This is a genomic window from Paenibacillus sp. B46(2026), from assembly GCF_056786355.1.
Genome location: NZ_CM165907.1, coordinates 774,591 through 796,194, shown reverse-complemented (window position 1 = coordinate 796,194; position 21,604 = coordinate 774,591). Strand labels below are relative to the sequence as shown.

The following is a 21,604-nucleotide window of genomic DNA, read 5'->3' as shown; positions in this document are numbered from 1 at the left end:
GTAAGGAGCGCACACCATGAATAGATGCTTACACTTAATATTATCCTGTGTCATTCTGCTTTCTCTCCTTACCGGATGCTGGGATCGCCAGGAACTGAATGAACTTGGCATTATGCTTGGTCTCGGTGTGGACAAAGATGGAGATATGATTAAAGTCAGTGCTCAGGTTGTTGTGCCGAATGAAGTATCTTCCAAGGCAGGGGGTGGGAAAGGTACACCCGTTACACATTATGAAGCATCCGCTACAACCTTGTTCGAAGCCATTCAGAAATTAACAGAGACCAGTCCACGCCGCATATTCATGGCACATATCCGCGTGCTGGTATTTGGCGAAGAATATGCACGCAAGGACGGAATATATGACGTTATCGAGGCCCTAATGCGTGAACCTACAGCAAGACCTGATTATTACGTCATGGTCGCCAAGAATACCACTGCTTCCCAGTTGCTTAACGTACTTACACCCTTAGATAACACCCCAGCTGAAAAAATGTTTAACTCTCTCGATATATCTTCTAAGACCTGGTCTCCCACTACCACCGTAACCGGGGATGAATTACTGGAGTTCATGATATCGCCTGGCATCCAGCCCGTTATTACGGGTGTAGAGATCCTCGGTCCCAAAGGCCAAAGTGGGAATAAAGAGAACATATCGACCATCCGGTCGCCAGCTCGCCTCAATACGACGGGACTGAGTGTATTCAAGAAAGACAAGCTGATCGGCTGGTTAACAGAGGATGAATCCAAAGGCTACAACTATATCCGTGACAATGTAGAATCAACGGTCAGCCATATGCCTTGTCGCAAGAAGGGCAACGTGACGCTTAAGGCCCTACGTACAACAACGAAAAGAAAAGCGGAAATCGTAAATGGTAAACCTGTAATCAATATTGATGTCAAGAATGTCTCATCCATCGGTGCAGTCGATTGTGGAATCAAGATTGGGTCGATGAAAGTCCTCAAAGAACTTGAAGCCGATAGTGAAGAACGATTAATTGAACTGATGCAGAACTCTGTCAATTCAGTAAAACGCAAATTTCATGTCGATATATTTGGTTTTGGACAGGAAATGTACCATTCAGATCCCAAATTCTTCAAGAAGATAGAAAATGAGTGGGACAAGCATTTTGAAGAACTGGATATCAAATACAAAGCCAATGTGCAAATAAAACGTGTAGGTACACTGGATGATTCATTCAGAAATGAAGTGAAGGAGTGAGAGAAGCGTGCTGATTACACTTGCGGTTATCGTCGTAGCAGCTATTATTGGCTGGATTGACCTGCCTGGTCTCATTCACCGGAAAGAGTGGCGAGAAACAGCCGTATACAGTGTAATGCTTCTCACCGCTACGGTGTTCGGCGTTATAGCTTCCAATCTGTGGGAATTCCCTAGTCCACTTTATATCATCATGTGGATCTACGACCCTGTGAACCATATATTAGCAAGACTGACTGGAACTTAGGAGATAAGGGAGGGGTACATCATGCTTGAAAAAGGACAGATCGGAACAAGACAATTATCTACCCTTACATTTATGTTGGTGGTGGGAGATATGATGCTGATCTACCCCTCTGTTATCACGTCCTATGCCCAGCAAGATGCCTGGATATGTGCTCTTATTGGCGTTCCGCTCGGAATGGCTCTCATGGCCCTGATTTTGAAATTGGGAAGTATGCATCCAGGGGAGAATCTGGTACAGATTGCCCGAAGTATTTTGGGTTTTTGGCCAGGCACTCTGTTCTCCTGTTTTTACTTGTTCTTCTTCATAGTTGGTACATCTACACATACCCGGGAAGTCGGGGATTTCATGACTTCCCAGATCTTTCAGTACACCCCTATTCGTGTCATCATCCTTATATTTGTTATTGCTATAGGATGGGGTTTATACCACGGCCTAGAGACGATCGCAAGAACCAGTGAATTGCTTATGCCTATCGTTATACTGTTCATAGTGATACTTGCCATATGTCTGATACCACAAGCAGAAACCAGTAATCTGAAGCCAGTAACGGACACTGGCGTTGTCTCCATAGCGCAAGGCATTCTGGTGAGTATCATCTATCCAATTGGCGAAACCATTCCCATTTTGATGATCCTGCCCTACGTCGCAAGAAGCCCCCACCGCATGCGTGATATCATCATTACAGCAGGGATTGGCAATCTGATCCTTTCCGTTCTTGTTACCATATCCATGCTCGTGCTTGGCCCCTTTCTAACCCAACACAATATATATGCTTCCTTTGTTTTGTCTCAGAAAATTAGTATTGGTGGATTCTTCGAACGTATCGAGGTGATCATGGCTTGCTCATGGCTCATCGCTACTTACTTCAAAGCGATAATCTACTTGTATGCCTTTATTGTTGGATGCGCAGAACTCTTCAAGCTAAAACAGTTCAAGACGCTCATTCTACCAACGACCATGCTCGTATATGGAATGGCCAATCTCGTCTCGCCCAGTCTGACGTTTATCATCATCACCATCGTTCCTTACTGGGTAGATTGGGACACCACTCTAGGAATCATTCTTCCCGGTATGCTGATTCTAATCGCGTTAGTGAAATCCCGCAGAAAATCCAATTCGCAATCTCAGCCAACCACAGAAGGATAGTTCCGGAGGGTGTTATAGACATCAATTCATGGGAAGGAGCAGAAGGACATGTTGATGAAGGAAAAACTTACAATTCGGCAGTTCACCCTGCTCACCTTCCTGGTAATGATTGGAGATATGGTTCTAATTTACCCTTCACTCGTTACCGCAGTAGGTAAACAGGACGCATGGTTCTGTTCTCTCATTGGTCTGCCAATCGGTCTTGGCATCATCTGGGTTCTATATAAACTGCATCGAACACATCCACAGTTGTCCCTTTTTGAAATATGTAACAAGTTACTCGGGACCTGGGTTGGTTCCGTGCTTTCAGTTGGCTATCTATTTTATTTCGCCATAGGTGCAGCCATATGTGTCCGTGAGGTCGGTGACTTCATGACGACCCAGATCTATCTACAGACCCCTATCCGGGTCATTATAATAATGATCATTTGCTCCCTGGCCTGGGGGCTGATCCATGGTTTTCGTACGATAGGATTAAGCTCCGAACTGTTAACCCCCATTGTTGTGGTGTTTATAGCTCTTCTCTTCCTGGGGCTTCTTCCTCAAGCTCAAAGCGCAAATCTACAGCCGTACTTTAATATGCCTTGGGTACATCTTGTAGAGTCCGTAATCCGCGGAGCATTTACTTCTTTTGGCGAACTTATTGTTCTTTCCGTGTTTCTCCCCTATGTGAATCCAGGGCCTCATTTCAAACGTGATTTCTTGCTGGCTACCTTCTTTGGAGGATTACTATTAACTTTGTTATTACTGCTCTCGCTCATGGTGATGGGACCTACGTTGACGCAGCACAGCATCTATATTTCATATGCCCTTTCGCAAAAAATTAATATCGGTAATTTCTTCGAACGAATTGAAGCATTCATGGCTATCGCCTGGTTGATCTCTACCTATTTTAAAAGTCTGCTGTATCTATTTGCTTTTGTGCTGGGAACAGCACAATTATTTCGATTAAAGACGTATAGGCCTCTCATTTTGCCTTCGTCCCTGCTGTTATTTGCCCTGGGTGTCCTGATTGCTCCGAATGTTATTTTCTATACGGATACGATCATGCCTGTGTGGGTAGACTGGGATATCACCGTCAGTTTCATCATTCCATTGTTCCTCTTGCTGGTTTATCGCATTCGTTCACGTAAAAGCAAACCCTCACCCTCGGATAGCATAATTTCTTAAGAAAAAGCAACCGTTTTGAAGTACTGGAATCCGGATATGCAAAAGGCTGTGTTCACGGCAACTTCCGCGAGCACAGCCTTTTATATTGTTGATGAATATTCTGCCGGGGCAGCCTATATAGCCTTCAGAGCCTCAAGTGCAGCCTCAATATGTCCTTTGACCCGAACTTTGGACCAGTCTTTGATCAATTTCCCCTCCTCATCAATCAGAAAAGTGGAGCGTACGATGCCCATGTATTCCTTGCCATACATCTTCTTCAGCTGCCATGCACCATACTGTTCAGCTACGACGTGCTCTTCATCGGATAACAAAGTGAACGGCAGTCCGTATTTTGCAATAAACTTATCATGCTGTTTCATCGGATCTGTACTGATCCCGAGAATGACCGTGTTCAGTCCCTCAAATTCAGCATGTCGATCCCGGAAATCACAAGCCTGTTGCGTACAGGACGATGTCATATCCTTAGGGTAAAAATAAAGCACTACCCGCTGTCCGCGGTAATCCGAAAGCTTTACTGTTTCTCCCGTACTGGACGGAAGCTCAAAATTCGGTGCCAATTCGCCTACATTTAACGTCATGTCAGTTCCTCCCTAATCTCCCCCATGAATTGCTATAGGGCGTTATTATGAACCTGCTCCGCGATACCGCTTCACGCCAAAATTCCACAGAAGCAAGCCCATGGAGCCAAACACCAGTCCCATCACAGGTGTCAGGAGTGCCATGCGATGCATCTCGGACCTCTCCAGGAACAAGGCTGCCGGATAGATGCCCACGAAGGCAAACGGAATGATCCAGGTTAACAGCACCTGAATGGCACGATTATAGATCGTTACCGGGTAGCGTCCATATCCTTGAATGTTATACATCAACGGCAGGATACCTGTTGGCGCGTCCGAATAAAAGGATAGTGAAGTCAATGTGGTATAGATGCCGGCATAGATCATGACTGAGCTGAGTGCCAATATAATTAAGGCAGGGATATGCCACCACTCCAGCATCAGACCCATCTCTGCTCCACTGAAGATCATGATGATCAAGCCGATAAACGAGCCCACGAGTGCAGGCGGATCTACATTTTCAAGCAAGATCTGGAACAGGTTATGTGCAGGACGTGTCAGGATCCGATCCATCTCGCCTTTGACGATGTACCGCTCACTGAATCCCCACAGATTGATAAAACAACTGAAGATGCCATAGGGCACCATAAAATATCCATAAACAAAGAGCACTTCACTCTCACTCCAGCCGCCCAGGTTATCCGTATGGCGAAAGACCACAAAGATAAAGATCAGGTTGGTTGCCTGGAACAGCAGATCCGATAGGATCTCCACCCAGAAATCGGCACGGTACGTGAGTCGTGTTTTCATGTAGTTTTTCAAATATTCCCAGATCAGACCCATATAGTACATTCCGTTATCCCCCTTGCACGAACAGACGCTTGCGCGCCTTACGCCAGATCAATACCATCGGAAGCAGTAACACGGCAAACCAGAACACCTGAATACCGAGTACATTCCAGATGGCGGTACCTTCCACTCTTCCAGTGAACACGGAACCGGGCAGATACGTAATGGCCTGAAAAGGCAATACTTTCATCACCGCAGACATCCAGCCTGGATACAGACTGATCGGGATGATTAGACCGGAGAACAAATCAACCACGACGCGTTTCATGCGCATCATGCCTTCATTATTTTCCACAAAGAATGCAGCCAGTCCCGTTATCACATTAATCTGGGAATTAATGAGGAAACTGAAGAACAGCATGACGAGAAAGCCAATCCACGCTGATGGCGCCGTAGGCAGTTCAACCGGGAATAGCAGAATGGCAATGAGCATCCCTGGAATCATGAGGAGCAGAAAGCGGAAAATGCCTTCGCCAAGACCTTGCATCATTTTGACCATAACATAATTGATCGGCCTGATGAATTGTATCGCAATGGAGCCATCCCGAATGTCTGCGGCAATCTCCCGGTCCAGGTTGTTAAAGTAAAAAGCACGTGCCATCCAGGATACGGCGATGTAAGTGGTCATCTGTGCTGCCGTGAAGCCACCAAGTTCACCACTGCTACCGTAAATGGCTTGCCAGGTAAAGTAATACACGCCGATATTCAGCGTATATATCAAAATGCCGGAGTAATAATTCACCCGGTATGCCAGCATCGTTAGAAAACGGATACGCATAAAATCAATAAATGCACTATTCATCTCAGGATACACTCACCGCTTCTTTCCCTGCTCCCACAATCTCGGGACGCTCGGCGGAACCGGATTGGTAAATACTCCGCACAATCTCATCCGTGTTGATCTCGATAATCTGAATATCGGTAATATCAGCCTGTCCAACGACACGTCCGAGTACATCCGAAACATTCAGTTCCAGCGGAATCCATACAGATGCGGACAATTCATTCTCTACCGTCCAACGCACAGGCAAAGCAGATGTCCATTCCTGCATCTGACCTATGTTGTGAGCCGAGCCAAACTTAAAGCGGATTTCCCGCTCCTTGCCCCATTGGGACTTCAGATGATCCAGACCTCCATCATAGATGATGTTGCCTGCATCAAGCATGATAACCCGGGAACACAGTGCCTCAATGTCCTGCAGATCGTGGGTTGTGAGCAGAATGGTCGTTCCATGCTCCTTGTTCATGTCTTTCAGGAACTCCCGAATCTCCGACTTCACGACAATGTCCAAACCAATGGTTGGCTCGTCCAGAAAAACAATGCTCGGGTTATGCAACAAGGCTGCTACCAACTCACAGCGCATGCGCTGACCGAGACTGAGCTTCCGCACCGGACGGCTCAGCAGATCCTGGAGCTGCAATCGCTCAACCAATTCATCCAGCCGTTTGCGGAAATCGACCTCTCCTACACGATATACTTTGCGTAATAAATGGAAGGATTCGATAACGCCAATATCCCACCACAATTGACTGCGCTGACCAAAAACAACACCAATATTCTGTACAAACTTCTCCCGTTCCTGATACGGAACATATCCACCAACCGATATTTGCCCGGAAGTAGGCACCAAAATGCCGGTCAACATCTTGATTGTTGTTGATTTGCCGGCACCGTTCTCCCCAATATATCCACATATTTCACCCTGCGGAATCTGAAATGAAATATCATTCACAGCCAATACCTCCTGGTATTGACGTGCGAACAAGTCCTGGAATGCACCCTTCAGCCCACCTCGGCTTTTCTGGACGTTAAACGACTTGCGCAAATCTTTGACATCAATCGCCAGCATGATTATACCTCACTTGGATTTTGTTGAAATTGCTTGTAGCCCAAAAAGAAATTATAATGGTATCAGTCAAATTTCAGCAATACCCGAACTCGTTTTTTATTTCATCTCAAATACAAAGGAGAGCTAGCATGACCAGAAAGACGAAGAGAACCATATGGATTTCTCTTGCCGCCTTCGTGTTAATCGTTGGAGGAGCAGCGGCATACTATTTCGGTTCTATTCTCAATCAGTTGGACGGTTTGGCAAAGGACGGCGACGACTCACCATTCGCAGGTATCGAGAATGTGGAGAAAGTAAATACTCCTGACCCTCCAAAATGGGAAGGCACAGAAACGGTAAATATTCTCGTTATGGGTGTCGATGCACGCGGATTGAAAAAAGGTGAAGTTCCCCGCTCCGACAGCATGATGGTCGTATCGCTCGACCCACTCACCAAAAAAATTAATCTGTTCTCCATTCTGCGCGACACATACGTCGATATTGACGGGTACGGTAAGGAGCGGATCAACACCGCGATCACTCATGGCCCTAACGCAGCGATGCAAGCTGCCAGTGACCTGCTCGGCATTCCTGTACAGTATTATGTGTATACGGATTTCCAGGGATTCATCAAACTGGTGGATGCCGTTGGCGGCGTGGATTTTGATGTGGAGAAGGACATGCATTATACAAGTAAAGCAGACAATAACGAATACGATATTGATCTCAAAAAAGGTTATCAGCATCTGGATGGCGAGACAGCGCTCATGTACGTTCGTTTCCGTCATGACGCAATGTCGGATTTCGCTCGTTCCGAGCGTCAGCGTGAGTTGCTGAAAGCTGTAACGTCGAAAATGCAATCAACGACAACCATTGCCAAGCTGCCTGCCATTCTGGAACAGGTCAATCCGTATGTAGATACAAATCTGACGCTCTCCGATATGTGGAAGCTGGGTGGACTCGGTTACCAGAGCAGCATGAACGGCAGTGAGCAGATCCCGCCAATGAACCTGCTGAAAGAAGAACGTACAGCAGGTGGAGCACAAGTATTGACGGTTACGAATGAAGAGAAACTGAAGCAGCATATTCAGGATATTATTCACCCACCTGCCACAACGGATGATAGTACGACCAGCACCGAAGATAAAACAGCCAGTGGTGACGATCAGAAGTCAGAGCAACCGGCTCAGTAATGTAAACATGCAGAGGGCAGCCATTACGCTGCCCTCTCGTTGTGCCCGGCTATATCATGATGAGAAAATCATCATATCTTTCTGTTGCTTGTTACTCTATTATATTTTGAATTACGAAAGGAAGTTATCTTATGAATACATCACGTTCCCGATCCGAACTTTTATACGCAGAAGCACTTGAACATATTGTAGGGGGTGTTAACAGTCCTTCACGCTCATTTAAAGCCGTTGGTGGCGGTGCACCTGTATTTATGAAAAAAGCCCAAGGCGCCCACTTCTGGGATGTCGATGACAACCGTTATATTGATTATCTGGCCGCTTACGGTCCGATTGTTACAGGACATGCCCACCCCCATATTACACAGGCGATTACCGAAGCAGCAGCAAATGGCGTTCTGTACGGTACTCCGACTGAACTTGAGATCAAACTCGCCAAAATGCTGAAGGAAGCAATTCCTTCCATGGACAAAGTACGTTTTGTAAACTCCGGTACGGAGGCGGTCATGACTACGATTCGGGTAGCTCGTGCCTACACCAAACGCAACAAGATCGTAAAATTTGCCGGATGTTACCACGGTCACTCGGATCTGGTGCTTGTGGCTGCGGGTTCAGGCCCGTCCACGCTGGGTATCCCGGATAGTGCAGGTATTCCAACCAGTATTGCGCAAGAGGTCATTACCGTGCCTTACAATGATCTGGGTGCCCTCAAAGCTGCACTGGAGCGCTGGGGTGACGATGTCGCTGCGGTCATGGTTGAGCCGATCGTTGGTAACTTCGGTATGGTTATGCCGGAACCTGGCTTCCTGGAAGGCCTCTGTGCCATGACACGTGCTAACGGCTCACTGGTTATCTATGACGAGGTCATTACGGCTTTCCGTTTCCATTACGGTTCTACGCAGACATACGCCGGACTCGATAACCATGCAGAGATCGAACCGGATCTGACGGCTCTTGGTAAAATCATTGGTGGCGGCCTGCCAATTGGTGCTTACGGCGGACGCAAACACGTTATGGAACAGGTCGCTCCGCTCGGCCCGGCTTATCAGGCGGGAACGATGGCTGGTAACCCTGCATCCATCTCCGCAGGGATTGCATGTCTGGAGGTTCTGCAAGGTGCGGGTGTATATGAAGAGATGGAACGTCTTGCGATCGACCTGACAGCAGGTCTGCAAGCTTCTGCTGACCGTCATGGCCTTGCACTGACGATCAACCGGATTCGCGGTGCATTCTCTACCCATTTCTGTGATCATCCGGTGACCAACTACGATCACGCTCAAGACACGGACGGAGAACGTTTCGCTTCCTTCTTCCGTCACATGCTGGACCGTGGTATTAACCTGGCTCCATCCAAATATGAGGCCTGGTTCCTGACCACTGCTCATACAGACGAGGATGTTCAGGCTACATTGGAAGCCGCAGAAGCTTCCTTCAAGGCAATGGCACAGGAATAAATAGAATTCATTGCATTCACTCGTCTCTTACAAGCCCCATGCTTCATGGATAACACTCACGTTAAAAGGCGTCCAACAAGTGATCAACTTGTCTGGACGCCTTTTGGTGTTTTGTACAAAGAGTGGTGAGTGGCTACATATGGCTAGATGTTAGGTGCAACACCTTCATGCGTAGCTTATTGTTAGGGTCTTGCTGTTAGGGTCTTGCTATTGTTCTCAGCTTTATTTCTTACTGATCTGCAGTTTCAAAATCTCCTCCCGGATCTTCTGCACCCCTTCTTCGATTCGCTGCTTGGGCACATTGGAGATGTTCAATCGCAGCATTTGATCCTGATGCGCCTGATATGTTCCCTCCGGATAATACCGTTCTGTCGTATCAACGATGACATCGCGCTTTTGGAGCCGGGATACCAGAACACGAAGTGGCATATCACCCGCCAAAGGCAATACTGTATGCTCCCCTCCTGTTCGAGGAGCCTCCATAAATGGCGCAAAGTCTGGATACGTATCCAGTTGCTCATGCACGGTGTGCATCCGGGCAGCATAGCGGTTGCGAATCACTTTCCTGTGATGAGCAAACATTCCGCTGTGGACATAGATCTCCAGAGCAGCTTGAGATAGAACGGAAGTGTCAATATCGAGTATTTTTTTGTAAGCACCAAATGATTGAATTAGAGGTGAGGGCAGAACAGCTACACCAATTCGCAGCCCTGGAAACAAAATTTTGGAGTAACTCTTCAGATAGATGACCCGGCCTTCCGTATCATAGGACCATAGCGGGTCCTGTTTCGTATTGTCCTCCAAATCCGCGAGATAATCGTCCTCCACCAGATAGACATCATACCGCTGTGCAAGCCGGATCAGTCTCTTCTTCTCAGCAACAGTTAACGATGTGCCAATCGGATTGTGAAAGCGCGGCATGACATAGAAAAACTTAATATCTCCCTCAGCGAACTGACGTTCAAGGGATACCCAGTCCAGCCCATCTAGGGCACGTCTCACACCTATGATCGGCACATTCAAACCACTCAGTAGGGAAGGCATATTGTGATAGGTCGGTAGTTCGAGCAGTACTTTGCTCTTTCCATTGGGAAAAGGCATCAATGCAAGTACAGCCAGTGCCTGTTGCACACCTGACGTGATAAAGAACTGCTCTGTTCTCGCAAACACTTGATAATCAGCAAACTGCTTCTGCAACAGCAGAATAAGCGAAGGTAATCCCTGATCCGTGCCATACATGAATAACTCTGCCTGCTTCTTCTCCATTGCCTGATCCACACAATGACGAAAGTCTGCATAAGGGAACACCCGCGGATCAGGAGCAGCCGAAGCGAAGTCCAACGCTCCCTGCCAGTCCATGTCCTGAGCACCTGTTCCGTTCTGTACGGCATAATAACCGGATTGGGGGATGGCGTACACCAAATGCCTTTGTTCCAACCACTCATATGCACGAATTGCTGTACTTACACTGCATTGATACTGTTCTGCTACAACTCGAACGGCTGGCAGTCGAATGCCCTTATCTGCCCACTGGCGACGATCCTGCTGCAGCATCTGTTCCTGAATCCACTGCTTTATTGCTTCGGCAATTACTTCGTATTTTTTCAATGCACCATCCCTCTCCCTCAACTGTACCGTTACAGTTTACCCTTTTATCTATTGTAGCACGATGCCCCCGGCAGTATATTGAATAAAGCCAGCACATGCCTCGAACCTGACATATTTCAGGATAATGAAAGATCACACGGTATGACTACTGTATTGGAGGAGCATTCATGAACACTGCACACACTCGGGGATACGCCTATATCGCAGCTGTATTGTACGCGGCTATTATCGGTCTGTCTTTTCTATTTGTTAAAATGACTGTCACTGTAGCACATCCGATTGATGTGCTTGCACATCGATTCGCCCTGTCGCTGATCGTTGTCAGCATTCCTGTCATTTTGGGCTGGATCAAAATCCGGCTTAGCTTTCGTGATCTGTGGCGAATCATTCCACTGGGGCTGTTATCTCCCGTCTTATTTTTTGCCTTTCAAGCCTTTGGACTCGTATCTTCCAACTCATCGGAAGCCGGTATTATTCAGGCTATGGCCCCTGTATTCACACTCGTTCTCGCTTCAATCTTCCTGAAAGAACGCACATCAACGATGCAGAAGCTGTTCCTGCTTTTATCTGTTGCTGGAGTGGTCTTTATTTTCATAATGCAAGGAAGCGGCATGTCTGGGGGTAACCTGAAGGGTATTGCATTATTGCTACTATCCACGGTCTGTTTTGCAGGGTATGGTGTGCTTGCAAGACCATTAACCCAGAAGTATAAACCAATGGAATTAACCTGGGTCACACTGATGGTTGGCTGTATTGTATTTAACGCCGCTTCCCTGATCCGACATGCGTCCAGCGGCTCCATGATGGACTACATCAAACCACTTGGAGATGCATCCTATCTTGGTGCACTCGCTTATCTCGCGATCCTCTCCACCATGATCTCCACCCTTCTCGCGAGCTATGCCCTGACCCATCTGGAGGCATCCCAGATGAGCGTATTCAGCAATCTGTCCACACTCATCTCCATCGTAGGAGGTGCATGGATACTGCATGAACCCGTTGGTAGCTATCACTATATTGGAGCATTGCTAATCATCGCCGGTGTACTCGGCACCAATATGAGCGGCCGCAAACACAGGCTGGTCAGTGGAATCAAAGCGTGATATAATTCTGGAAATTGTAAACATTTGTTATCCACGATGATGAAGAGAAGTACGTATGTCAGGATGCTACAGAGAGCCGGCGGGTGGTGGAAGTCGGTGCATCGGATATGTGGAAATGGGCTTCGGAGTTCCAAGTTGAACAAAGTCTGTATCCGTTACCATGAATACAACTTTCAGTAGGCGAGGCGGCATGTCCAGCCGTTATCCATGGACAGGATATCGATAAAGGCATAGATCCCTATAGACGGGTTTCCTGTGTAGATGCCTTAATCCGTATCCCTTAAGTGGGCCGCAACAGAGCGGCCAATGAAGGTGGCACCGCGAGGCATAAGCTTCGTCCTTTATTCTGTTCCCTACCGGGGAATGGGATAAAGGACGAAGCTTTTTTTATTTTTTTGCAGGCTGAAGGGAGGTGATGGTCGTGGAAGATGGCTGGTGGCGACAGCTCAACGTTGAAAAATTACTCAACCAAAGGAGAACAAACCATGAACAAAAACAACGATATTATTTTGACAGGGGATCGAACTACCGGACAGCTTCATCTCGGCCATTACGTAGGCAGTCTGCGCAGTCGGGTGCAATTGCAAGAAGAGTACAAAACGTATATTTTACTGGCAGATGTTCAGGCTCTCACCACCCATTATGATCAACCTGGGTTGATTGCGGATAGTGTACATCAAGTCACGTTGGATTACCTCGCTGTAGGCATTGATCCGAACAAGGCTACCCTGTTCATTCAATCCATGATCCCGGAAATTGCGGAATTGACCGTGATCTTCTCCATGTTTGTTACCGTCAATACACTACGGCATAACCCGACCATCAAGAGCGAAGCACGTGATCGTGGATATACGGACCTGTATTACGGATTTCTCGGATATCCGGTCAGTCAGGCTGCAGATATTACATTCTGCAAAGCAACCCTTGTTCCGGCAGGAGAAGATCAGATTCCTCATATTGAGACAGCGCGGAAGTTGGTTCGTCGATTCAACGAGCTATATGCTCCCATTCTGCCTGAACCCCGCATTCTGACCGGAGAGCGGCTTGGTGGGCTGGATGGCGTCGGTAAAATGAGCAAAAGCATGGGTAATGCGATCTCATTAAATGCAAGTCCAGAAGATGTAAAAGCCAAATTGACCAAGGCCAAAACGGATCCTGCCCGCATCCATCGTTCTGATCCAGGACATCCGGATATCTGCCCTGTTTTCGCCTATCATCAGCTTTTCCGCAAGGAGAACGTAGACGAAATACATGCCTGTTGCAGTCAGGGGAGGATTGGATGTAAAGATTGTAAACAGATGGCAGGTGAAGCCATCAATGATCTGCTTGCTCCTTTTCGTGAACGACGGAATTATTATGAACAGCGAGAAGATCAAGTGAAAGAGATTCTTATTGAGGGGACACGACAGGCCAGGAAAACGGCCCGGGAAACGATGTTAGAGGTACGAGAAGCCATGGGTATTCGTTATTTCGATTGACAGTATGAAGCGATCCAATCACGTTAACACTGCTGAGGACAGTCTATTGGGAAAAGGAGACCCCTCAGCATGAAACGAACACAGCCTTCTTTTTTACAAGCCATGATGTTAATCATGTTATCCGTTGGTCTAATCTGCCACGTTCTGATTATTCCTGCCCTGTTGTCTGCGGCTAAAAGGGATTCCTGGATCTCTGTTCTTTTGTCTACAGGACCCTACCTTGTATTTGCGCTCATGCTTGCCTATGTTTCTCGTTTTCTCCAGCACCAAACGTTGCATGATTGGCTAACTTCCCATCTGGGTAAGCCTCTTGGCTTGCTTTTACGGATTGGAAATAGCCTCTTTTTTCTGTCCGTCATCTATTTCACCTTACACGATACCACCACTTGGGCCAAAACCAGTTACCTGACGGAAACTCCTACATTGGTTACCAGCATTGCGCTCATGTCGCTCTGTGCCTATGCGGCTTATAAAGGCATGCGCTCTTTGGCTTTCACAGCAGGATTGATCCTGCCACTCGTTGTACTGCTTGGCTTCTATGTTGCGATTGTGAATACCCAATATAAGGATTACAGTCGTCTGTTCCCTGTGCTTGAACAGGGCTGGTATCCCGTGTTCCATGGTATGGTTTATAGTCTTGCAGGCATGTTTGAACTGCTGTTCATCTGGTACATACAACCCCACCTTTCGAAACGGATCCGTGTATGGCAGTATCTGATGCTCGCACTCATTATTGCCGGCCTGACCCTAGGTCCGCTCGTTGGGGCGATCGTGGAATTCAACCCATTTGAGGCTGCCAAAATGCGGTATCCTGCTTTTGAAGAATGGCGAATTGCCTCTTTGGGTAAATACATTGCCCAGACCGATTTCTTTTCCATCTACCAGTGGCTCGCCGGCTCGTTTACCCGGATCAGCCTTGCCATGTATATTGTGGTAGAAATTTGGAATATTAAGAGCACCTCCAGAAGGATCATCAGCTGTATCTCTTTAGCCGTTCTATTTATACTCTCCATGCTGTACCGTCTAGACGATATTACATTCGAAAAGCTGCTTGTCGATTACATATTCCCGTTCAATCTCATCTATCTTAGCGGACTAGCAATACTTGCAACGACCGTTGCATTCATCAGCTCACGCCATCAGAGGAGGAAACATCATGGAGCATCCAACGATTGACACCACGTCCCATGAAACCCTGCTTGCCTCTTTGAAAGAACAATTCATTCCCTGCGCGGATGTCGTTATTCAAACCTTTCCAGCAAAAAATGAAAATGATTTGCCGATCATTGTGCTGTATTGCGATGGTATGAGTGATGCTAAACAAATCAACCAGTTTATCATTCCCCGGCTCGAGGATCATTCCCTGCTCGAAGAAGATTTGCACCCGAAAGAACTTGGATTATCACTAAATCCAGTGGAAGACCTTCGAGATACGAATAATTTAAACCTGTTGATTTTTAGCGGACAACTGTTGTTGATCTTCGGCAACGGCGATCAATCCTGCAGTTTGGATATTGCGAGCATTCCTGGACGCAACCCTGAAGAATCAGCCATTGAGTCTTCCATTAAGGGGCCTCGTGATGGATTCACCGAAGAGCTGAGCGTAAATATCGCACTCATTCGTAAACGGATGAAAACCTCTTCCATGTGCTATGAAAAATATGTTAAAGGTGGGCGAACTCAAACCTCTATTGGCCTATTGTATGTAAAAGACATTATAAATACGGAGATCCTAAAAGAAGCACGTGAAAATATAGATAAAATTGAAGTTGATGGTATTATTGGGACTTCTGTTATGGAAGGAGCAGTTATGGGAGGCATTCGCAGTATCTTTCCTCTCACCGATAATACAGAGCGACCTGACTATGTCGTGGACTCGCTCTTAAATGGGCGTTTTGCTGTTCTGATTGAAGGTTCACCTGTTGCGATCATCGCTCCAACTACACTGTTCAATCAGTTGAAATCACCGGAAGATGAGAACACTCCTTTCTTCATTGTGACTTTTGAACGCATCCTGCGGATCTCCGGTTTGCTGATTGCTTGCTTTTTTCCTGGATTCTATATCGGCCTCACCAGTTTTAATGTGGAGCAGATCCCTCTCCCGCTTCTGGCAACGATTGCTGGTACTCGTATGGGGCTGCCCATGCCTGTAACGCTGGAAGCCTTTTTAATGATTTTTATGTTCGAGTTATTCAATGAAGCTGGCCGCAGACTTCCTCGTGCTTTGGGCCAAACTGTCAGTGTGGTAGGCGGACTCATTATTGGAGATGCAGCTATTCGTGCCGGGATTACTTCTCCTACCATCATTGTCACGGTAGCGATTTCAGTTATCTCCAGCTATATTCTAGTCAATACGGTACTCAGTGGGGCTACTGCTCATGTGCGAATCGGGATGCTTATTGTTTCTTCCCTCCTTGGATTATTCGGTTTCATGCTTGGACTATTTGCCCTGTTGGTACACCTTGTATCCTTGGAGTGTTATGGCGTCTCCTATCTGTCCCCCGTCTCTCCCTATATTCCCGGCGACTTCACCCAAGCCGTATCCATGTACCCTTCCATGAAGAGAACCAAGCGTCCGGCCGCACTCCATACTCAGGATTCTACCCGTCGGAGGAAACGTCCGTGAGCAGATGGATTCAATTGGTGTGCTTGCTTATGAGCAGTCTGATCATGCTGACGGGGTGCTGGGATTCCAAAGAGGTCCAGAGCATTAACTTTATTACGGGAATAGGGATAGATTATAAGGATGACAAGTATATTGCTTACGCCCAACTAATCGATTTCTCCAGTATCGCCAAGCAAGAAGGTCCGACTTCGCGGGAAGCAAGCGATATCTGGATTGGGCGAGGCGAAGGCAAAACCTTAAGTATGGCTATTAATGACCTCTATCAAACTTCACAGCAACAAACACTGTGGACCCATGTAAAGGCGATTGTTATATCGAAAAATGCCCTGAGCGGGCGGCTGGGGGATATTTTTAACACACTGCTGCATTCGGGTCAGTTGAGATATACACCATGGATCTACGGCACGGAACAAAGCATACCCGATGTGCTTGCCCCCTCTGCCCTGCTGAACCAATCTACCCAGACCATTGAGCTATTTGAACCGATTAAGCTGTACAAGCAGCATTCTGCCTTCGAACCCATCCGTCTTCATCAGCTTCTTGACGGTATTCGTGAGCCTGCTTCGGTTATCCTATTACCCTCGATCACCAACAAGAACCAAACCTGGTTCAATGGAGATGAAGCTCCCCCCTTGGTTAAAACGGATGGATTTTTTGTCATTTCAAATGGCAGAAGTCAAGGGAAAGTGGCAGGGGAGGACGCAGATGGTACTCGATTCGTAAATTATAATCGTGTCTACCAGTACCCACTGTACGTTTATAAGAACGGGGGCCAAACTCCTGATCTCACACTTCGCCTCCATAACCCGCATACGAAAATTTCATCAAGGAAAGAAGGAAATGGGGTCATTTTCGACCTGATCACTTCGGTAAAAGGTGTCATTGTCGAGGATAACGGCTCCCACCAATCTCCTCGCACAATGGAGAAATCAGCTGAGAAACAGATCGAATCCGAAATTCGGACAACATTCAAAAAAAACAAATCACGGAAAATTGATTCCTATGGCCTAGCGGAACATCTGTATCGTCATGACCTTGCAGTGTGGAAAGAACAGGTTCAGCAACGGGCTGATCCCATCAAACGATTCAAACTTGGCAAAGTGGAGGTTCGTGTAAAAATCCTTAATGCCAGCACGTACAAATACACTGAGTAATACACAAAGAGGACCAGTCACCTGCAGTGTGAATGCAAGGTTACTGGCCATTTTCTCTTCTACCTATTGCTGGTTCTTGTATTGCATTTCGTATCACGTCAGCGGATACGCCATAACACTCATCAAAGCCAATTCAGGCTGAGTCGTATCCAAACGGCTGTACTGGATGATGACGGGGATGTTGCTCGAAACCGTAATCGCATAAGGTACGCCTGGCGGAATTGACTGCTCTCCGGAGCGAAGCGATGCAGTGCGAATATGCTTCGTCCTTCTCGCTGGCACTTCAGCGACAATACCTTCGAGTGGTTCTCTGTCTTCAAAGTAAATCGTGATGTGCAGCTCCGCATCCGTGCTACTAGTGTTCAGTACACAGATACTCTCATGACTCTCAAGTGTACCTCGGCTCTCCGGGGGAATGTAGCCATCCGGAATAACCCAGTAGGTGTGACCTGTAGGTGCTAAAGCATTCTTAGGGACAGACGTGCCTGTTTCTGTCTGGTCAGGTGTCATTGAATACATCCTCCTCTTTTGCGATTGCAATCTGGTTAAAAATGTGGCGGCTCGCGGGGCAGTCGCTTCGGTGGGCGGATCGGGCTACTGGCCGCTGTTGGCTCGGGATTTCTATTCATTCCCCCTCAGCAGGGGAAATCCCGCTCCAAAGGCGGACGCTTCGCTCCCTCTACCCGATTCCGCCCTCCTCCGCTGCTACGCTCGCCTGTTTTTTAAAAGTTTATTGCCTTCGCTATTCGCTGGGCAACTTTTGCTGGCTCGTTACTTCGTTTAACTCGCTTAATGAAAATACAGACGCACAGGACTTAAAATCCTGCGGTAGCTTATCTCCTAGAGTAGTAAAATCAAGTCCTCTACAACTTCTACGATTACTCTCCTACCGCAGATACATCTGCAACGGTAGCAATTTCAACTCGCGGATGGCTTCTGCCACCTGATGGGCAAGGCGGCGGGCACCGCGTTCCTGAAAGTGCGTGTTATCCTCCACGCCTGACGGAAAATTCACATACTCGCCTGGCAGCACCCACATAAAGTCTTCCTTGGTGCCTTCCACACCCGCCTGCTGGAACAGAAGACGGCTGCGCTCAGCCAGATCGATCAGCGGAACATCTTCCTCTTCTGCCAGCTCACGCACAGCGATGATATAATCGCCGTGGGTATCGGTCAATGTGCCATCATCCGCAAAATAGCGGCGATGCACCGGGGTTACGAGCACCGGACGAGCCTTGGCTTCGCGTGCAGCGTCGATATACTTTTTCAAATATTCCTTATATGTTGTGAATGAGTCCGTCCCACGTTCAGGGTCCGGCTTCTCATCGTTATGTCCAAATTGAATAAACAGAAAATCTTCGGGCTTGATTCGCTCCATAATGGCGCTGAGTCTGCCTTCATTAATAAAACTGCGGGAACTGCGGCCTGACTGGGCATGATTATCTACTGCCACATCATGTTTGAACTGTGCAGGCAATAGCTGGCCCCAACCACAATAGGGATAGCCACTTTCCGGCTGATCCGTCACGGTAGAATCCCCGGCAAGAAATACAGTCATGGTCTGATTGGCAAGGGTAATCTCTAACGCATTGATTCTTGGCGCAGGACCGGAGAATGACAGACGAAGTCTGCCGCCGCGAACAACGACCGAGAATCGAACCTCTGCGCATTGTCCGGGAAGTGTGTGAATGGTTGGCAGTACAAGCCTGCCTTCACCAGCTTTCACACGGGTCACTGTCTCGGCCAATTCATCACCTGCAACAAGTAATACTTGATAGGTTCCATCGGGAAGGTCCACGATGAACGATGCTTTGAGCGGAATACAGAAGCTTGAACGCAATCGGGCAGACATGGTCGTCTGCCCCTGATTGTTATGGTGTTGTTTGGTGGGATCTGACACATCGTCATCACTAATGCGTTGTTTCTCATATACCAGAGAACCCGTTTCGAATCCATATCCTCCACGGTCCTCATACGATGTTGCTGCAGTCACTTGCAGATAATCCTCTGTCTCAATGGCTCTTTCCGAGTCCGGTCCAAAGTTAAACTTCCAGCTGGTCACGGACACTGCCTGGCCCTCTGCCGCTGCCCCCATGGCAACGGCCTGACTACCCTGAGCTTTATTCAAAAGCGATAACCTCCTTGGTTAACTTTCGTAAACGTTCATTCGGGCGAAGATACGAAGATACAGTAATCTGGCTTATCCTTTCAATCCGCTGGTGCTCATCCCTTGAACAATTTGTTTTTGGAAGATGAAGAACACCGCTACAACCGGAACCAGACTGACGATGGACATCGCGAACATTGCGCCCCAGTTGGAAGCAGATTCGCTATCCAGGAACATTTTCAGTGCCATGGATACGGTATATTTCTCAGGCGAGTTCAGGTACAATACCGGACCGAGCAGATCCTCCCATCTCCAGTAGAAGGAGAAGATGGCTGCAGTCGCCAGAGAAGACTTGATCAGCGGCATAATAATCTGGATATACAGTCTGAATTTGTTACATCCGTCGATGGTTGCAGCCTCATCCAGCTCCTTCGGTATGGTTCTTATAAACTGTACCATCAGGAAGATGAAGAACGGCATTCCGAAGAATGTAGGGACCACGATTGGCAGAATCGTATTCAGCCAGCCGAGCTTCGTGAAGATAATGTACTGAGGAACCAATACCACGTCATGTGGCAGCATCAGCGTCAACATCATAATGGAGAACCAGAAGCTACGACCCTTGAAGTTAAGTCTGGCAAAACCGAAAGCGATCAGAGATGACGATATCACGGCACCGATGGTGGAAATAACCACGATTACAAGTGAATTGGTGATGTAATCCATGAACGGTCTTCCCGCTGTACCTTTCCAGCCATCTACATAGTTACTCCAGATCCACTCGGTAGGAAACAGGGTATCTGCGGTAACGAAGATCGTACGACTTTCCTTGAATGAACTGAAAAGCATCCAAAGTACAGGATAAAGCATCAGGAGGGCAAGAGCTGCAACGAACAGGTGATACACGGGCCATTTGACATTTTTCCAAACCATCGTTACTTCCCTCCTTCAGATTCGTAGAACACCCAGAACTTGGATGTCAGGAACACGGCTACCGTGAGCAAACCGATCATAATCATCATGACCCAGGCCATGGCCGAAGCATATCCCATGTTGTTAAACATGAAGGCCTGACGGAACAGGTACAGAGAGTACAGCATGGTACCATCCATTGGACCGCCCTCCCCTTTGGAGATAATATAGGCAGGCACGAATGTCATGAATGCTCCAATCGTCTGCATAATCATATTAAACAGAACGATCGGGCTAAGCAGTGGCAAGGTGATGCTGAAGAATTTCCGAACTGGATTCGCACCATCTACACCCGCTGCTTCATACATCTCAGTAGGGATATTTTTGAGACCAGCCAGGAAGATCAGCATGGACGAACCAAACTGCCACACAGACAGTGAGATGAGCATAACCAGGGACGCATTCGGGTCACCAAACCAGCTTATAGGCCCGATCCCGATTGCCGTTAGAGCACTGTTGATAACACCCTCATTACTGAAGAGGTTACGCCACATAATGGAGACAGCCACACTACCACCGATAATGGATGGCAGGTAATACAGCGTACGGTACGTTCCGACCATGCGAGAGCCCGTATTCAGGATCATCGCTACGAAGAGGGCAAAGACCAACCTTAACGGTACCCCAATGAATACATACAGAAACGTCACTTTGACCGAGTTCCAATATTTCGGGTCATCAAAAAACATTTTAGTGTAGTTGTCGAGCCCAATCCACCGCGGAGAAGTGAACAAGTTATAACTCGTGAACGACATATATAGGGAAACAAACATGGGGATCAGCGTAAAGCCCAGAAACCCAATAATAAAAGGGCTTATGAACGCATATCCGGTTAAGTTTCTACGTAACGACGAATACTGCCTCAATGGAACGAACCTCCTTCATGGATCAGCTTGCT

Annotated in this window: 20 protein-coding genes and 1 other annotated feature; of the genes, 11 read left to right on the top strand and 9 right to left on the bottom strand. The window is 47.4% G+C overall.

The genetic code is table 11. The features are described from left to right. Window positions 1-16: 16 nt before the first annotated feature. The 4 genes from AC1S8V_RS03770 to AC1S8V_RS03755 are packed head-to-tail and all read left to right on the top strand — an operon-like array spanning window position 17 to window position 3,779. Window positions 17-1,219 carry a Ger(x)C family spore germination protein gene (locus AC1S8V_RS03770; RefSeq protein WP_482072489.1) on the top strand — a complete coding sequence of 401 codons (1,203 nt, stop codon included), beginning with the start codon at window positions 17-19 and terminating at the stop codon, window positions 1,217-1,219. Between the two features lie 7 nt (window positions 1,220-1,226). Next, window positions 1,227-1,463 carry a hypothetical protein gene (locus AC1S8V_RS03765; protein WP_482072488.1) on the top strand — a complete coding sequence of 79 codons (237 nt, stop codon included), beginning with the start codon at window positions 1,227-1,229 and terminating at the stop codon, window positions 1,461-1,463. 21 nt (window positions 1,464-1,484) lie between these two features. Next, window positions 1,485-2,609 (top strand): GerAB/ArcD/ProY family transporter, encoded by a 1,125-nt coding sequence (locus tag AC1S8V_RS03760; protein ID WP_482072487.1) that lies wholly within the window; start codon window positions 1,485-1,487, stop codon window positions 2,607-2,609. Window positions 2,610-2,657: 48 nt separating this feature from the next. Beyond that, window positions 2,658-3,779: a GerAB/ArcD/ProY family transporter gene (locus tag AC1S8V_RS03755; protein ID WP_482072486.1), complete on the top strand. Its 1,122-nt coding sequence runs from the start codon at window positions 2,658-2,660 to the stop codon at window positions 3,777-3,779. Window positions 3,780-3,892: 113 nt separating this feature from the next. On the opposite strand, the gene bcp is transcribed toward AC1S8V_RS03755, so the two are convergent. The 4 genes from bcp to AC1S8V_RS03735 are packed head-to-tail and all read right to left on the bottom strand — an operon-like array spanning window position 3,893 to window position 7,035. Then, complete coding sequence (bcp, locus tag AC1S8V_RS03750; protein WP_482072485.1) at window positions 3,893-4,357, bottom strand: thioredoxin-dependent thiol peroxidase; 465 nt, start codon at window positions 4,355-4,357, stop codon at window positions 3,893-3,895. A 45-nt stretch (window positions 4,358-4,402) separates the two neighbouring features. Continuing rightward, complete coding sequence (locus tag AC1S8V_RS03745; RefSeq protein WP_036614076.1) at window positions 4,403-5,188, bottom strand: ABC transporter permease; 786 nt, start codon at window positions 5,186-5,188, stop codon at window positions 4,403-4,405. 4 nt (window positions 5,189-5,192) lie between these two features. After that, complete coding sequence (locus tag AC1S8V_RS03740; RefSeq protein WP_062837592.1) at window positions 5,193-5,987, bottom strand: ABC transporter permease; 795 nt, start codon at window positions 5,985-5,987, stop codon at window positions 5,193-5,195. A 1-nt stretch (window position 5,988) separates the two neighbouring features. Then, the gene (locus tag AC1S8V_RS03735; protein ID WP_482072484.1) at window positions 5,989-7,035 is read right to left on the bottom strand and encodes an ABC transporter ATP-binding protein; all 1,047 of its coding nucleotides are present in this window, start codon (window positions 7,033-7,035) and stop codon (window positions 5,989-5,991) included. Between the two features lie 128 nt (window positions 7,036-7,163). On the opposite strand from AC1S8V_RS03735, the gene AC1S8V_RS03730 reads away from it, so the two are divergent. After that, the gene (locus AC1S8V_RS03730; protein ID WP_482072483.1) at window positions 7,164-8,207 is read left to right on the top strand and encodes an LCP family protein; all 1,044 of its coding nucleotides are present in this window, start codon (window positions 7,164-7,166) and stop codon (window positions 8,205-8,207) included. Window positions 8,208-8,338: 131 nt separating this feature from the next. Continuing rightward, window positions 8,339-9,658 carry a glutamate-1-semialdehyde 2,1-aminomutase gene (locus AC1S8V_RS03725; RefSeq protein ID WP_482072482.1) on the top strand — a complete coding sequence of 440 codons (1,320 nt, stop codon included), beginning with the start codon at window positions 8,339-8,341 and terminating at the stop codon, window positions 9,656-9,658. Window positions 9,659-9,880: 222 nt separating this feature from the next. Here AC1S8V_RS03725 and AC1S8V_RS03720 read toward each other — a convergent pair whose 3' ends face one another. Then, window positions 9,881-11,266, bottom strand: a complete 1,386-nt coding sequence (locus tag AC1S8V_RS03720) for an aminotransferase-like domain-containing protein (protein WP_482072481.1) — start codon at window positions 11,264-11,266, stop codon at window positions 9,881-9,883. 167 nt (window positions 11,267-11,433) lie between these two features. Between AC1S8V_RS03720 and AC1S8V_RS03715 the strand changes: the two genes are divergently transcribed. The 5 genes from AC1S8V_RS03715 (at window position 11,434) to AC1S8V_RS03695 (ending at window position 17,627) form a co-directional block, all read left to right on the top strand. Next, window positions 11,434-12,369, top strand: a complete 936-nt coding sequence (locus AC1S8V_RS03715; RefSeq protein WP_482072480.1) for a DMT family transporter — start codon at window positions 11,434-11,436, stop codon at window positions 12,367-12,369. A 27-nt stretch (window positions 12,370-12,396) separates the two neighbouring features. After that, window positions 12,397-12,714 (top strand) — a binding site (T-box leader). 140 nt (window positions 12,715-12,854) lie between these two features. After that, window positions 12,855-13,847, top strand: a complete 993-nt coding sequence (trpS, locus tag AC1S8V_RS03710) for a tryptophan--tRNA ligase (protein ID WP_482072479.1) — start codon at window positions 12,855-12,857, stop codon at window positions 13,845-13,847. Window positions 13,848-13,916: 69 nt separating this feature from the next. After that, the gene (locus AC1S8V_RS03705; RefSeq protein WP_482072478.1) at window positions 13,917-15,023 is read left to right on the top strand and encodes a GerAB/ArcD/ProY family transporter; all 1,107 of its coding nucleotides are present in this window, start codon (window positions 13,917-13,919) and stop codon (window positions 15,021-15,023) included. Next, window positions 15,004-16,473, top strand: a complete 1,470-nt coding sequence (locus tag AC1S8V_RS03700) for a spore germination protein (RefSeq protein WP_482072477.1) — start codon at window positions 15,004-15,006, stop codon at window positions 16,471-16,473. Before AC1S8V_RS03705 ends, AC1S8V_RS03700 begins: the two co-directional genes overlap by 20 nt. After that, window positions 16,470-17,627: a Ger(x)C family spore germination protein gene (locus AC1S8V_RS03695; protein WP_482072476.1), complete on the top strand. Its 1,158-nt coding sequence runs from the start codon at window positions 16,470-16,472 to the stop codon at window positions 17,625-17,627. Before AC1S8V_RS03700 ends, AC1S8V_RS03695 begins: the two co-directional genes overlap by 4 nt. Before the next feature lie 93 nt (window positions 17,628-17,720). On the opposite strand, the gene AC1S8V_RS03690 is transcribed toward AC1S8V_RS03695, so the two are convergent. The 4 genes from AC1S8V_RS03690 to AC1S8V_RS03675 all read right to left on the bottom strand — a co-directional run bounded on the left by AC1S8V_RS03690 (window position 17,721) and on the right by AC1S8V_RS03675 (window position 21,572). Further along, window positions 17,721-18,137 carry a sensory rhodopsin transducer gene (locus AC1S8V_RS03690; protein ID WP_482072475.1) on the bottom strand — a complete coding sequence of 139 codons (417 nt, stop codon included), beginning with the start codon at window positions 18,135-18,137 and terminating at the stop codon, window positions 17,721-17,723. Between the two features lie 376 nt (window positions 18,138-18,513). Continuing rightward, complete coding sequence (locus AC1S8V_RS03685) at window positions 18,514-19,722, bottom strand: rhamnogalacturonan acetylesterase (RefSeq protein ID WP_482074379.1); 1,209 nt, start codon at window positions 19,720-19,722, stop codon at window positions 18,514-18,516. A 105-nt stretch (window positions 19,723-19,827) separates the two neighbouring features. Then, complete coding sequence (locus tag AC1S8V_RS03680; RefSeq protein WP_482072474.1) at window positions 19,828-20,667, bottom strand: carbohydrate ABC transporter permease; 840 nt, start codon at window positions 20,665-20,667, stop codon at window positions 19,828-19,830. Window positions 20,668-20,669: 2 nt separating this feature from the next. Continuing rightward, the gene (locus tag AC1S8V_RS03675) at window positions 20,670-21,572 is read right to left on the bottom strand and encodes a carbohydrate ABC transporter permease (RefSeq protein WP_482072473.1); all 903 of its coding nucleotides are present in this window, start codon (window positions 21,570-21,572) and stop codon (window positions 20,670-20,672) included. Window positions 21,573-21,604 lie beyond the last annotated feature (32 nt).